A 13,114-nucleotide genomic window follows, 5' to 3' on the forward strand; every position below is an offset into this window, starting at 1 on the left:
CGAGTACTCATTGCCCTATGGACAGGTATTGTCCGATCAGCCCGGTCGATAACAGTGACCAGCCATCCAAGGCCACAAACAGCACCAGTTTGATGGGAACAGAAATAATGACCGGGCTCATCATCATCATGCCCAGCGCCAACAGGATGCTCGAAATCACCAAATCGACAATCACAAAAGGTAAATACAAATAGAACCCGATTTTAAATGCAGACTTAATTTCGCTCAGCGCGTAAGCCGGCAATAAGGCAAACAGAGACGGCTCCCTCTCTGCTTCATGGTCGGCCTGTTGTGCGGCTTCTAATTGACGCGCCGCTTGAGCTTTATCGAAAAACTGGGCCAGGTCCGGATCGGTGTATTTAATCAAGTAGTTACGGTAGCTGCCCAAACCGTTGTCCGCAAAATCCACCACCGCATCAATGCTGGTAAATGAAACCTGGTGTTCTTTGTAATAGTCATAGCCTTGTTCCACCACCGGGGTCATTACAAACAGGGCCAGCAACAATGCCACCGCATTGAGGGTCATGTTTGAGGGGACTTGCTGTAAACCCAAGGCGTTTCGCACAATGATAAAAACGATCGAAAACTTGATGTAACAGGTGCCCGCTGCAATCAGGAATGGCAGCAGCGAAGCGACTGCCAATAACCCAATCATCGAAACATCATTCATCAGCGTTGCCTCGATAGACTTCGCTCAGCTCAACCCCCAAACGATCTTCCAGCTGAACCAATTCCCCTTTGGCAATGCACTTACCTGATACACGCAGTTCAACGTGAGTGTTGGCCTCAGGCGTCAGGGCGAGTACTTGGCGCTCTAACAATTGGTTAAGGTCCTGCACGCTCAACGTGCGCTCGTCCAACACAAACTCTAGTGTCACGAGCAAAGCTGAAACCTCACGAGTCGTTGTGGGCTGTTCTGTATTCTGTTCTATGTTCTGTTCTGTGAGCTGCATCTGCAGGCCCCCTTCAATAAAAGTGAATTGACCTATGCAGCGATCGGCCAGGAGCAGTTGATGCGATTGCGCGCTTACAAACAGCACATCACCCGCTCCCAAACGTTGGTAATCGCGCAGGCTTAACTGGGTTGCTCCTATCACAGCGCGTAATGGGAGCGAGAGTTCAAGCACCCAAGGCTGCAAGGGTTGTGGTGTGCTACTGCCCATATCTGGCACATTCAACAGCCAGACGTCCCCGTATTCGCTATTCAAACAGGGCAGTTTCTGTGACTGGATCAGCGTATCGCCACGGATCAATTCAATGTCGAAAAGCCGCGTGTAATCCAACATGCCTGGAGGCAGTTGCACTGGCTTGGTAACCGCCGAGAACAGCGCCATAATTTCATCGTCTGTACACAGGGACGGATCCAGTAGCCCTTGATCTGACCACAACGCGCTCAGCCATTGGTACGGATCAATCATTCCTTGCCAACGCTCTTGCTCACATTGCGCCCAAAACGTAATGAAGCACCCCTGTTGAGGGGGTGTGCGCAGCTGAACGCTATGCCCGTCACGCCGCCAGCTGGCGACGGCATGATTACGTCGGTAATCCAGCGCGTCTACGCGACGCAAATTCAGAGCCGAGGTCACACGGGCTCACGCTGTGCGCCAAAAAACCGCTGGCCACCCTCTTCTTGCTCTTCGTCTTGTTCGCCCTGATCGTTGCCCTTGGCGTGTTCATGCTCACGCTCTTTAGAGTCAGCCATACGCCATCGAGGCTCTTCAACTTGGGCGAGCCGGTCACCCAGGTAACCTGAAACATCAGCATTGTCCGGTCGCAGTAATAACTGCTGCGGCTGATCGGCTGGGCCCTTGTTAATGGTGATCATGCTTGAGGCATCACCCTTGGCAAATGGCACTTGCAAGTAATGCTGCGGCCCTTTGTCAGTCAGCGCTTCGGGCTTGACCAAGGGCTCGGCGGTGAATGTGGAAGCGCCCGAAGAGCCTAAAACCGCAGGCTCTCGCGCAGGGTTGGCTGGCACTGAAGTGGGGGGAATCATGTTAAGTACCACCTGATCACGCGGCTCAGGCAGGTTGTTTGGGAGGCCAGTGTGCAGCTCCGCAGTCTTGGTCAACGGCTCAATTGGCAAGGCGCGAGCGGGAGTACTCACGGTGTCAGCCTGAGGCGCTGCAGCCACTGGCATCATTGAAGGCAAAGGCTTAGGCATCAGCGCTGCTTGCACAAGGCTCATCGAGGACGCTGGCACTGGAAAGGGAGGATTGCTTTGCGCCTGGGTACCCACCTCAGGAAGTGACAGGCTGCCATTACCCGCGGGTAATGCGGCTGCCGGCTGAGCCGTCGACGCGACCTTTAGCTCACCCAAAATGGCTGGATGCGAGCCCGTGGCGGAGAGGCCCATGTTCACCGGCACACGCTCTTGTTGAGGGGTGTTTAAAGCCCCACCTTTAGCAGGTGCCAAGGGCTGCGCTGCATACACAGATGCCGTGCGTGCCAGGGGTACCGCGCCATTGCCGGCAACAGGTGATGCCGCCGAACGAGCCTTATCTGTGGCGGGCGGCATCATTGACGGCGCACCCTGTACAGGCATGCCTTGAATATTCACCCCCGTCACGACAGGAGCTTCCTGGCTAGGGTATTGAGGCGGCTGCAAGGGTAAAGGTGAATCGTCATTTGCCTGTAATAGCTCAGGCGCTTCAGGAATAAGCTGCATCGGTTGAGCCACTGCGGATGCTGCAGGTGCTGGCTGTGGCGGCAATACAGAGGTGGGTGTCTTCATAACGGGTTGAATCACGCGCGTCATCGCCACCTGCTCAGCTGGTTCAGGCCCTTCTTTAGCATCGCGCTTCTTATCAATCGACTTGGGGCTCAGCTGAGGCTCAACATGCTGGGGTTTGAATCCAAGTTTGAGCGCCTGATCAGTTCGCGGTTGCAATTGTGCCAGCAACGTCAGCACGCCTTGCGGCACTTGATCCAACGTCAGAGCATCATCGGTTATACCCTTGGCACGCAGCGTGGTAATGCCTTCTGGTTTATCAACGGACAAACAATCACTCACCGGGCGTGTGACCGTAACAGGGGGCTTAATGCTACTCATCTCAAACTCACCAATAATTCTTCAATGTCGTTTTCTTCCTGGCGCCACTGATGTGATCGACGCTCGGCTAACAAGCGCTGCTCCAGGCCCTGATACTTAACGTGTTTCTTGTGCAGAACAGCGCGACGCTGTTGCAGTTGCTCAATCTCTAACGTGACATGCTGCAGCTTGCTCGCCACTCGATCTCTTTCAAGCACGGCATTACTGATCTGGCGCCGTATCACCGCTTGGCGCCGTAATAATCCCAGCAGTTCTGAATGGCTCATGTGCAGCGCCTCGGCGCGGTGACTGAGCAATAAGTCATGCAGGCCTTTGATACGCAGCTCAATTTCACCCTGCTCACGCTCCAGTGGTGCCAATGAACGGCTTAGCTTGTCCAGGCCTCGTGCACATTGGGCTTGGCGATAATCGCTGAACCCGAGCAATCGACGAACCTCAACCAATAAGGTCATGCAAGCTCTCCAGCGCAGAAGCTGCCGGGCAGGACTCTTCAAGGTCTTGGCGCAGCCATTGCATTAATGAGTCCCGGCAGGACATCGCCCGATCATTGGCGGCATTTTCACCGTGCCTGTATTCACCCAGATCCACAAACACCTGCAACTCTTGCAAGCGGCTCATCACTTCTCGAGTTCGGCCGGCCAAGGCGCGAACCTCTGGGCTGGTAATTTGATGCGCGACACGACTGGCACTGCGCAGCACATCAATGGCAGGAAAATGGCCGCTGGCGGCCAATTTTCGACTCAGATAGATATGGCCATCCAGAATCGAACGAATTTCTTCGGCAATCGGGTCTGGTTCGTCATCGCTTTCGAGCAATACGGTGTAAAAAGCCGTGATACTGCCGCTGGCCGTTACGCCGGGTCGCTCCAGCAATCGGGGTAAGGAATCGAATACCGAGGCGGGATAGCCTCGTCTGGCCGGTGCTTCACCTGCCGCCAATGCAAGGTCGCGACGGGCCCGCGCGTAACGGGTCATCGAGTCGAGCATCAACACAACATTCTTGCCTTGATCACGGAAAAACTCCGCGATCGTAGTGGCCTGCAAGGCCGCGTTGCATCGATCTACTGACGAAAAGTCCGACGTGGCATACACCACCACGCAACGCGCGCATTTGGGTGATTGACGCAGCGTTTCCACAAACTCGGTGACTTCTCGACCTCGCTCACCGATCAGCCCCACCACAAAGACGTCAGCATCGCTGTGGTCGATCAACATGTTCATCAAGGAGGTTTTGCCTGAACCTGCCGACGCAAAAATACCTACCCGCTGGCCTATACCGCAGGTCAGCAGTACATCAATGGCCCGAACACCGGTGGCTAATGGTTGATCTACAGGACGGCGCTGGTTGTAGGGCGGTGGATTGGCGTCCACCAGGCAGTCGCGACCATCGAACGCCTGAACGCCAGCCAAGCGTTCCACGATGTTGCCTTGCGGATCGACTACACAACCGAGCATGCCGGAACTGCAGTACAGATTGAGCAACGCGCCGGTGGGCACGATCAGCGACTCCCGCGATAGGCCTCGCGCATCGCCCAACAAACTCAGTAATACCGCCTCGGGCCTGAACCCGATAACCTGCGCCCTGGCACAGACCTGTGTGCTTCGCCAATCGCTGCGGACTTCACAGACTTCCCCGATCACTACATCGTGCAGCGACGCTTCCAACAACGGTCCAGTTAAACGCAGTGGATGAGCAGCCCGGCGCTCCAACGATGCACGGCTCATTGATTAATGATTTCGCACAATGCCGACAACGCGCCCAAGTAATCTTCTACCGCCTGCGCCAAAGACTCTGCGCTTTCCAGGGCTGAATCGGCGAGCAGCACTCGGACTTCCAGCATGTCTTCGGTGTTGGTCAGTTGCAGTTGTTCAGTGCGGGAGAATGCAAAGCCTTGCATTAAAAAACGCAAAAGCTCGGCTGACCGATGCGTCATCAACATATCGCTGAATTCCGTCAATGTGCTCCAGAACCAGACCGAGTCATCAACCAGGCCTATCTTGATAGCGGGCATTTCGACGAGTTCCAACTCAATCGTGCTGTGCCCATCAAAACTGCCTATTTGTTCATCTGTACAACCACTGAGGCGCAAGGCGTCGCTGAGCAAACCGGCAATATCGATATAGTTCATTGTTCACTGTCCTTAAAGGGTCTTAATAACATTAACGGAAATGGTGTCCGACACTTCGCCGAAAGAGATGACGTCCAACTCTCGGAAACGCCCCTCAATCATTTTTTTGATATAACGTCGCACATCCACGGAGGCCAAAATAACCATATCTTTTTGTGGGATATGCACCTCCTGTAAACCGACTGCAAGGGTATCCATCAGGTCTTCACTGGCGGCAGGTTCAAGGTTCAGAAAACTCCCCCCGGAAGTTTGGCGTATCCCTTTACGCACGACGTCTTCGAATTCGGGTGATAACAGTAAAACGCGCAAATCATTGCCATTGGCGAACTTATTGCTGATGTAACGGGCCAAGCCCCCACGCACATGTTCAACCAGCGCCATGACATCTTTCTCACGTGACCCCCAATGGGCCAGCGACTCCAGAATCAACTTCATGTTGCGAACGGAGATACGCTCGCCAATAAGGCGTTGCAAAATTTCAGACACTTTCTGCACGGTGGCGTGGCGATACACTTCTTTAAGCAAGTCGGGGTAACGCGCTTCCATTTCATCTAGCAGCGTTTTGGTTTCTTGCACACCAAAAAACTCTGTGATGTTGCGCGCCAATAACGTCACCAAGCAGTGATAAAACTCATCGTAGGCGGGACGAAGTTGGTAGCCCAAGTGCTGCAGCTTTTCGCGCTCTTCAGCACCTACCCACAGGCTGCGTTGCTTATTACTGTCAACGCCGGCGGTGAGGTCAATGCCAAGATGATCAAGTTCCGGTTTGTAATCCACAATGCGCAGACGGTCGAAGAAAATATCAAATTGATCCGCCCGCACCTCGTTAATCAACACAGCCACCTGCCCCACCGGCAGCGAATCAACGCCCCTGAGTTGTGGCTCTGGGATACGCAAACCGTAGTCAATAAAGAATTGACTGCGAAAGCGTTCACAGAGTTGAGCGGCGCGTAACTCATCCAGTCGGTTACTGGGCACAAGCAACAACAGGGCAACGGTTTCAGTGGCCATATCATCCACATTTTCGATCAGGCCCAACGAACTTTCAGATTCACTTTGCAGGGCATGCTCTGTAGGCGCAGCGGGTGCAGCTGACGCTTTTTTAGTTTCTCTGTGACGGAAATACAGCACCGCTCCCAGTGCAGCAGCAATGATCACGAAGACCGCTAACGGAAAACCTGGCAACGTGCCCACAGCGATGGCAAGCACGGCTGCGACCCCAATTACGAAAGGGTTACCCAGCATCTGGCTCATCATGTTTCGACCCAGATTGGCTTCGTCGCCATTAACGCGAGTCACGATAAACCCCGCACCAATAGCAATCAGAAGCGCAGGTATTTGCGCAACAAGCCCGTCACCGATCGTCAGCAAGGTATAAGTCGACAAGGCCGTCGACATGTCCATATTCAACTGGCCGACACCGATGGCAATACCGCCCAGAAAGTTGACGAAGATGATGATGATGCCTGCAATAGCATCCCCTTTAATGAACTTCATCGCGCCATCGAAGGAACCATACAGCTGACTTTCACGCTCTAGCGTGCTGCGTCGTTCACGCGCCTCTTTAGCATCAATGGCACCCGCTTTCAGGTCACCATCAATACTCATCTGCTTACCAGGCATACCGTCGAGCGAGAAGCGTGCAGCCACTTCTGCAACCCGCTCAGAACCTTTGGTAATCACAATGAATTGAACGATGGTCACAATGGCGAAAATGACGAAACCCACCACCAAATTATCGCCAATTACAAACTCACCAAATGAGGCAATGATCTCGCCTGCATCGGCTTGTACCAGAATCAAGCGACTGGTACTGATCGAAAGTGCCAGGCGGAACAGGGTTGTAATGAGCAGAATGGCAGGAAAGGTGGAGAAGCTGAGGATGCGTTCTATATAGAACGACCCCATAAAAATCAGCATAGCGATAACAATATTCAAACCAATCAGAAAATCCACCAGCCACGTCGGCAGCGGAATAATCAACATGGCGATAATGGTCACCATCAACGTCAGAATCAGAAGTTCTGGCCGCGAAGTGAGGCTGCGCAAGAATTTTTGCAACATGATCAATACGAACCTTGAAAACTAAGAATTAAGACGCTCAACGAGCGCGGCATGACGCTCAATGGTTTCGTGTGCATACACCAGATCCGCCAAATGCGTGAACTGCAGGGCAACGCGGTGCAAGGCTTCTTCATCGCAATACAACGCTTGAGGTAAGGCCAGACAGAGCAAACGTAATAACTGCAAAAGTTGCGCGCGCTCTGTGTGTTTAACCAGCAGTAACCCGTCACCGAATGTGGCGTGCAACAGTTGCTCAAGCTCATCGGGAAACTGCAACAACCCCAACATGAACACCAACCAGTCAGGTTCACTGCTGTTATACCGACTCACCAATTCATCCCCCAGCACACGTTGTATAAACAGCGTATCGGCCGAACGAAGGCGTTTGAGTTCGCCCAGCTTTTTAAGCAGCTGTCCAAATTCGTCACCGGAGCAACTGGGGTCTTGAGCATCAATATCGGTCAACAATGCGGCTTCGATGAACGCCAGAACAGTGCCACGATGTTGATGGCCGTATAACGAAATCCAGTCTTCATAAGACTCCGGCGAACTGGCTTCAGATTCCAGAAAGGAGCGGTAGGTGTCGCGCATCAATCCAGCCCGAACCTCCATGGTTTTGCCGAACATTTTGGCTTTCAGAACGGCATTGATCCCTGCCTTCAAACGCTTGGGCGGTGCTTGACTAATCACCTGTGCCAGCATGGTTTCGAGCCGCTGACGAATGGATTCGGCTAACGCTTTGTTGCGCAACAATTCACGCAGCACCAACACCAGGTCACTGTCATCCGGGAATTGAGCGCGCGCCTGAGCCAACAACCATTCGATGCTGCGGTCACCTAACTTAGCAATGGCCACAATCTGCTTAGCCTTGGGCACCACATCCTCTTCGAGCACACGCTCGAAGCTTTCCGCCAACCCCTCAAACTTGCTACCAAAGTCTCCGCGACGACGAAATTGCGAGCGTAAAGAGGCCGCCATTTCGTCACTGTTTTCTACAAATCGTTGAACAGCGGCTGCAGGGGTGGCGTCGTCGTCCGGGGTTTCAGCAGGCTTGACCAGCGGTTCGTTGTTCTGGTGCATGCGCAGCATCTGACGGGAGGAGATTCCACCTATGCTCATCTCAACGGTCCATCGCGCGGAGCACAGCTTGATCCGCCGGATCGCGAGAGACGTCACCCGTGACCTGCTCGGCAATCTGCGAAGCGCCCGGCATCAGTGGGGCATCAAGCTCCTTGGGCTGGATCAAAAACACCCTCACCGTGCTGGATTTACGCGTCTGGGTGTAGCTGAACAAACGGCCCAAGTAAGGAATATGCCCCAGGACCGGAACACGCCGCACAACCTCCCCCCCTTCATCACGGGTAAAGCCCCCTACCAGCAAGCTTTTACCCCGCGGAACGCGCGCAACGGTGTTGATGCGTGTGCGGCCCACTGTGGGAAGCACGTAGGTGCCATCGCCATTGCTCTTACCGGGCGCCACTTCGTTGCCATCTTCAATGTTGAGCGCCATTTCGATTTCACGGTGAGCGGAAATACGCGGCAATACGCTAATCAATGTGCCGTAGGTCACATGCTCCAATTCGACCGTACGTTCACCAATTAGCGACGCGTAAAAGGTGCGGTTGTTATCAAAAATAGCGGGCACATTTTCTTGGGTCAGTACAACTGGGCGCGATACAACGCGTGCTCGTTTATTACTTTCGAGTGCAGAAATGGCGGCCATAAATGAATGACCATCAAGTGTACTGAGCGAACCGCCATTGAGCGTCGCTTGCATGTGAGGCCCTAATTTGAGGGAGCCTTTCCAGTCGACCCCTAACTCGTTCAGGTCATCTTTTTGTAAGTCGATAATCCACAACGACAGCTCTACATGCCGTTTGGGCTCATCCAGCACAGCGGCCAAGTTTTCAATAAACCGAACTTGTTCAGGCAGCCCTTTTACCAGCAGGCTGTTGGTATCGGGATAAGCAACAACGCGAATATTGCCTGCCGCCAGGTCACGTGCAATGACTCGTGGGGCTGTAGTGTCAACCGCTCCCGGCCCAACTTCTTTGAGCCCAGCAACCGGAAACCCCGGCATCATCCCAGGCCGAGGCCCAGCGCTATTGCTGATGGCTGTATCAACCCCTCTGGACTCACCTTTAAGCAAGTTTTCAATGGCCGTTGCGATGCCAGGCACCGTGATACTTTCATCGCGCAACTCGTACTTACGATCCCTACAAACGTATTACGCAGGTGAATAACCCCAATACGTTGCTGACCCAGTTGCAAGTCAGCACTTTGGTTGTCCATGAACTGAGCGGCCTGCACCACCAGGTCTACATAGATGGGCGGGCCCGCTACATAAAAGGTTCGCAATCCATCGTTGCGTAGCGGATAGCGGGAGTCCTGCAACCCGGAACGACGCAGAAAAGACGTCAGCTTATCGACCGTGATGGTATTGAGCGCAATGACTGAACTCTTGGCTTCTGATGCTTCATACACATAGAGTGCCTGGCCATCGCTGTACCAGATAAGTCCCATTTGGCGAGCGATGCGCTCAAGGGTTTTCTGCGGGGCCTCCAGTGAAAATTCACCCGTGATCGTTCTACGTGCCGCTGCCTTACTCAGAATGATCGGCTTGCCCAGCGGCGCAGACAACACATCGAAAAAGGCTCGCAGGCCTTCCTGACGGGCGACATAACCATTGCCAGTTTGCCCAGGTGCCGCTAACGCCGCCATCGGCAGCAAACTGAACATTGCCAGCAGCATGCTCCGTTTAAAGGTAGATATAAAAGTCATCAATTTATTCGCTAGAAAGTCGGGTAATGTCGATCAAACTACTCGGCGCAACCCCGACCAGCTCTCGGACCTCTTTGGAAAAGTGCGAGGAGGATGCAAAACCAAACTCCAACGCCACATCGGTTAAAGAACATTTGCCTTCACTCATTTTCAGCAGCGCCTTGGCTGCTCGCCAACTCCGTAATTCAGGCTTGGCAGCATTGCCCAATGCTTGATGACAAAGCCTGCGAAAATGCGAAATGGAAACGCCATAACGCTCAGCCAAGTGCTGTAATTTTTCACTGCTGGAACCTTCTTCGAATAAAAAACCCAGCAACTGATAACTTTCACAGTGGCGTAAATAATTGGCCAGACCGCTGTAGCCGATCGCGCCATGCAACCCAGCCGACAAGTACCAGACTTCCAGCTCGGCTGACGTTTGAATATCTGCACCGCCTTCACTCAACGCGGCTAAACACTCAACAGGGCACCGAACAGGTTCAGGGTCGCCTGCCTGATCAATAAAGAATTGCAACTTGACTAAACTCAAGCTCGAGAGCGGTAGCACCTCAGTACTGCCCGAAACAACCCTTAAACCCGGACGCCACGCGAGCAACCCTTTCCACTTCGGCGGAAAACACCAATGCACTGAGCTTTCGCGATGACTTAGGCACAAAGGGGTTAGAGCATTTCGAATACGAACGACGTGACTCCCCCCCCCTGCCACAGAACACATTTGCGTCAACATCAAGACCCACCCTGATTAATCACTGTGCATTCACAACTGCCACCTTGGCTTATTGGGCGTTCTTCACCGGCCCGAATAATGACGCACAAACCCTGATCAATCCTGATGGGAAGCTGATGAGCTTTGGCTGCACCAAGACCCTAATTAAATGCTAAATAAAAGCGCTGTAACGATCACCAGAAAGAGGCTGCTAATCTCAAACTTAAAGACTTCAAATACACACTAAACAAACACGCAATGTCTAAACTTTAAATTTCCATCAATCTGCTCATGACCCGCAACCAATCGCACCCTCAGGCACCCTGTTGCTGTGCGCGATAAAGCCAATTAGCCTTGCCGGCACATCGGTTCAGAGTGGAGCGTCTCGTTGCAAGCCAAGTCTTTAATGTCCCCGACCAGCGCATTCATGTGCTTTGTTAAGGTGTTGAGCAATGGGCGCACCTTGTCGGTAGAAGACTCGGCTGAGCATTCCAACGCCAACTCTAACTGCAGGCACGCCATCACTAAACCTTGCGCACGCATCATGCGGGCACAGCCTTTAATTTTGTGGCACAACTTGGCCATGGTTTTAAAATTGCCATGGTCATGGCATGCCTCAAGGGCCGCGATATCTTCATGACAACTTTTAACCACAGCACTCAATAACTGACTCAGTTTCTCAGGACTGCCACGAGTGATGGTGTGTAGCAAAGAGTGGTCGAACCCAACGTACGCCTTTATGTCCGGTTGCGGCACCTGCTCAGCCACACTTAAGGCCGAAGCTAATGCATCCATCGTAAAAGGTTTGAATAAACAATCGTTCATGCCCGCCTTTTTGCAACGCACGACTTCATGATTCTGTGCATTGGCTGTAATCCCCAAGATACGGACTGGCGCCTGATTAGATTCACTCTCAAGTCGACGAATTTCTCTCACAAATGCATGACCGCCCATATTCGGCATCTGGCTATCAGTCAACACATAATCGAACTTTCTCGACCGCCACAACTTCAAACCCTCAACCCCATCATCGGCGGCAAACACCTGCGCACCTAAAGATTCCAATTGAAGGGTTAGCACCCTGCGACTGAGTTCATCATCTTCAACCAATAGCACACTGCAAGGCTGTAAAGATGCCCGCACATTCGCAGTCAGCGCGTCGTCAAACGCTGGCACAGACACGTGCCCCTCTGCCACCATTACAAGGGTAAAACGTGAGCCCTCACCCAACTTACTTTGGCACGTGAGCGAGCCGTTCATTAAAAACATCAGCTGCTTGCAAATATATAAACCCAGCCCTGTGCCGCATTGACGAGACTGTTCGCTCGCTGCTATTTGACTATAAGGCTTAAACAAACGTGATTGCTGCGATGGATCAATTCCAATGCCAGAATCTTGCACTGACAACGTGAGCTCCGTTCGATGACCTTCGAGCAAGCGAGCATTCAATTCAACATTGATCGCCCCCTGCGATGTGAACTTCAGCGCGTTGCTGATCAAATTAGAAACTACTTGATTGAACCGCACGGTGTCGATCCTCACCTGCACATTGTCCGAGCAGCCTTTAAAGTTAAGCTGCAGGCCCTTGCGTTGAGCAATGCAAGAAAACTTATCAACGACCGTTTGCACCAACTGAACAGGACGGCACAACGTATTCACCAGTTCAATTTTTCCCGACTCTATACTGGTAATATCCAGCACTCGCCCAATCACCCCCACCATATCGTGAGAGGAATGCCGCGCCATCCCTATCAACGTTGCATACTGTGGGGCCAACTCATTGAGTTCAATAAGGTCCAACGCGCCCATGATTGCAGTCAATGGCGTGCGCAACTCATGACTCATCACGGCTAAAAATTCAGACTTATACTGACTTTCAGCGTTCGCTTTATTTTTTTCGTCGCGAAGCCTATCAATCAAATTTTCTCGCTCTGAAACATCGCTCCACCCACACACGACGGCACTGACTACACCCTGCTCATCATAATAAGGGTGTACCCACAAATAGAGGTGGTAGCGCGTTGCATTAAACGTAATGGTAAACACATCTCCAAACGCACGGCCCGTGCTGAGAACCTGCTCGTAATAAAACTCGTACTTTTCAGCCAGTGCAGGATCAACGATAAACGCTTCACTCAAAGTTTTACCCAACACATGACGTGACGAAATATCAAAAAAATCCAGATAAGCCTTATTGCAGACCAATAAAGCACCTGCACGATCTCTGACATATAACGGTGTTGGCGCCCCATCTAACAAGACTTGCATAAAACGCATTTTATTGAGCAGTCGCGTCATGCGCTGCTGCAGGCGCTTAGTTCCGCGACAGGCCTGTACATTAAAAAAAACTGAAATGATCAACAGCACACAGCACGTTAGCCA

Annotated in this window: 12 protein-coding genes; all 12 read right to left on the reverse strand. The window is 52.5% G+C overall.

Annotation, left to right across the window (positions count from 1 at the left end; all coding sequences use genetic code 11):
- Window positions 1-7: 7 nt before the first annotated feature.
- Window positions 8-670: an EscR/YscR/HrcR family type III secretion system export apparatus protein gene (locus ACI7MX_RS20735; protein WP_405585513.1), complete on the reverse strand. Its 663-nt coding sequence runs from the start codon at window positions 668-670 to the stop codon at window positions 8-10.
- On the reverse strand, window positions 663-1,586 hold the full coding sequence (locus tag ACI7MX_RS20740) for a FliM/FliN family flagellar motor switch protein (RefSeq protein ID WP_405585516.1): 924 nt from the start codon (window positions 1,584-1,586) through the stop codon (window positions 663-665). The genes ACI7MX_RS20735 and ACI7MX_RS20740 overlap by 8 nt, the downstream gene beginning before the upstream one ends.
- The gene (locus tag ACI7MX_RS20745) at window positions 1,583-3,052 is read right to left on the reverse strand and encodes a hypothetical protein (RefSeq protein ID WP_405585519.1); all 1,470 of its coding nucleotides are present in this window, start codon (window positions 3,050-3,052) and stop codon (window positions 1,583-1,585) included. Before ACI7MX_RS20745 ends, ACI7MX_RS20740 begins: the two co-directional genes overlap by 4 nt.
- Window positions 3,049-3,504 (reverse strand): protein SpaM, encoded by a 456-nt coding sequence (locus ACI7MX_RS20750; RefSeq protein WP_405585522.1) that lies wholly within the window; start codon window positions 3,502-3,504, stop codon window positions 3,049-3,051. The genes ACI7MX_RS20745 and ACI7MX_RS20750 overlap by 4 nt, the downstream gene beginning before the upstream one ends.
- Window positions 3,488-4,777: a type III secretion system ATPase SctN gene (gene sctN, locus ACI7MX_RS20755; protein WP_405585525.1), complete on the reverse strand. Its 1,290-nt coding sequence runs from the start codon at window positions 4,775-4,777 to the stop codon at window positions 3,488-3,490. The genes ACI7MX_RS20750 and sctN overlap by 17 nt, the downstream gene beginning before the upstream one ends.
- Entirely contained in the window at window positions 4,774-5,181 is a 408-nt protein-coding gene (locus ACI7MX_RS20760) for an Invasion protein B family (protein ID WP_405585528.1), read from the reverse strand. The genes sctN and ACI7MX_RS20760 overlap by 4 nt, the downstream gene beginning before the upstream one ends.
- 12 nt (window positions 5,182-5,193) lie before the next feature.
- Window positions 5,194-7,245, reverse strand: a complete 2,052-nt coding sequence (locus ACI7MX_RS20765) for an EscV/YscV/HrcV family type III secretion system export apparatus protein (protein WP_405585531.1) — start codon at window positions 7,243-7,245, stop codon at window positions 5,194-5,196.
- Between the two features lie 21 nt (window positions 7,246-7,266).
- On the reverse strand, window positions 7,267-8,364 hold the full coding sequence (gene sctW / locus ACI7MX_RS20770) for a type III secretion system gatekeeper subunit SctW (protein ID WP_405585534.1): 1,098 nt from the start codon (window positions 8,362-8,364) through the stop codon (window positions 7,267-7,269).
- Window position 8,365: 1 nt separating this feature from the next.
- Window positions 8,366-9,424 carry a type III secretion system outer membrane ring subunit SctC gene (gene sctC, locus ACI7MX_RS20775; RefSeq protein WP_405585537.1) on the reverse strand — a complete coding sequence of 353 codons (1,059 nt, stop codon included), beginning with the start codon at window positions 9,422-9,424 and terminating at the stop codon, window positions 8,366-8,368.
- Window positions 9,325-10,026, reverse strand: coding sequence for a hypothetical protein (locus tag ACI7MX_RS20780; protein WP_405585540.1), 702 nt, complete (start codon window positions 10,024-10,026; stop codon window positions 9,325-9,327). Before ACI7MX_RS20780 ends, sctC begins: the two co-directional genes overlap by 100 nt.
- Before the next feature lie 4 nt (window positions 10,027-10,030).
- Window positions 10,031-10,555 (reverse strand): helix-turn-helix domain-containing protein, encoded by a 525-nt coding sequence (locus ACI7MX_RS20785; protein ID WP_405585543.1) that lies wholly within the window; start codon window positions 10,553-10,555, stop codon window positions 10,031-10,033.
- Window positions 10,556-11,080: 525 nt separating this feature from the next.
- The coding region (locus ACI7MX_RS20790; RefSeq protein WP_405634599.1) for an ATP-binding protein at window positions 11,081-13,114 on the reverse strand (2,034 nt) is incomplete at its 5' end.

Origin of the sequence: Pseudomonas sp. 2024-210 (genome assembly GCF_045062345.1) — a bacterium.
Lineage (GTDB): Bacteria > Pseudomonadota > Gammaproteobacteria > Pseudomonadales > Pseudomonadaceae > Aquipseudomonas.

What these genes read in the sequence shown, in the direction of transcription:
- ACI7MX_RS20735 (WP_405585513.1), bottom strand. Translation starts at nt 670, where the DNA reads ATGAATGATGTTTCGATGATTGGGTTATTGGCAGTCGCTTCGCTGCTG.
- ACI7MX_RS20745 (WP_405585519.1), bottom strand. Translation starts at nt 3,052, where the DNA reads ATGAGTAGCATTAAGCCCCCTGTTACGGTCACACGCCCGGTGAGTGAT.
- ACI7MX_RS20750 (WP_405585522.1), bottom strand. Translation starts at nt 3,504, where the DNA reads ATGACCTTATTGGTTGAGGTTCGTCGATTGCTCGGGTTCAGCGATTAT.
- sctN (WP_405585525.1), bottom strand. Translation starts at nt 4,777, where the DNA reads ATGAGCCGTGCATCGTTGGAGCGCCGGGCTGCTCATCCACTGCGTTTA.
- ACI7MX_RS20760 (WP_405585528.1), bottom strand. Translation starts at nt 5,181, where the DNA reads ATGAACTATATCGATATTGCCGGTTTGCTCAGCGACGCCTTGCGCCTC.
- ACI7MX_RS20765 (WP_405585531.1), bottom strand. Translation starts at nt 7,245, where the DNA reads ATGTTGCAAAAATTCTTGCGCAGCCTCACTTCGCGGCCAGAACTTCTG.
- sctW (WP_405585534.1), bottom strand. Translation starts at nt 8,364, where the DNA reads ATGAGCATAGGTGGAATCTCCTCCCGTCAGATGCTGCGCATGCACCAG.
- ACI7MX_RS20780 (WP_405585540.1), bottom strand. Translation starts at nt 10,026, where the DNA reads ATGACTTTTATATCTACCTTTAAACGGAGCATGCTGCTGGCAATGTTC.